This window comes from Paenibacillus maysiensis, assembly GCF_000520815.1.
GTDB lineage: Bacteria > Bacillota > Bacilli > Paenibacillales > Paenibacillaceae > Paenibacillus > Paenibacillus maysiensis.
This window is the reverse complement of sequence record NZ_ASRY01000076.1, coordinates 1-797: the sequence shown is the minus strand read 5'-3', so window position 1 is coordinate 797 and position 797 is coordinate 1. Positions and strand designations below refer to the sequence as shown.

Sequence of the window (797 nt, the reverse complement as noted above, 5' to 3'; positions counted from 1 at the left end):
TTGACCAGCTTAATAAAAAATCTTTCAAGTAGCTATCACATGGGCAGAAATGGACTTGATGATGTGCCGCAAGCATTATACCATGTGACCGTATAAAGAAGATATTGAAGGGAGATACACCTATGGCACAAGCCGTAACCGCAAAAAAAGTCGTCGTCGTTCCCGTGAAAACGATGGACATTGTAGAGGGAATCCAATCTATTCAAAAGAAGAAAGTCGCTGCCTATTGCCGGGTCAGTACAGATTCCGAGGAGCAAAAGGAGAGCTATACCAATCAGGTCAATCATTATACAAAGTACATTCAAAACAACTTGGAATGGGAAATGGCTGATATTTACGCAGATGAAGGCATCACCGGAACCAGCACTAAAAATAGAACGCACTTTAATCGCATGATACAGGATGCCCGAAACGGTAAACTGGATCTTATACTGGTCAAGTCGATTTCGAGGTTTGCTAGGAATACACTGGATTTATTGAAATATGTACGGGAACTTAAAAGTCTTGGAGTGGCTGTATTTTTTGAACGAGAGAACATTAATACACTGGATACCACAGGTGAAGTATTACTGACCATCCTGAGTTCTCTTGCCCAAGACGAGAGCCGAAACATTTCTGAAAACAGCCGATGGGGCATATTACGTGGCTTTCAAAACGGCAAAGTCTTCTGCAACACCACTCGCTTTCTCGGCTATGATAAGGATGAACATGGTGAATTGGTGATTAACGAGCCAGAAGCAGAGATTGTACGCAGAATATACGAGGAGTATTTGGATGGGAAAAGCTATCAGGCAATT

1 protein-coding gene is annotated in these 797 nt (G+C 42.2%); it reads left to right on the top strand.

The annotated features are described in order from the left end of the window. Window positions 1–122: 122 nt before the first annotated feature. Window positions 123–797: recombinase family protein (locus L696_RS0105070; protein ID WP_025682676.1), on the top strand; the 675-nt coding region annotated here is incomplete at its 3' end.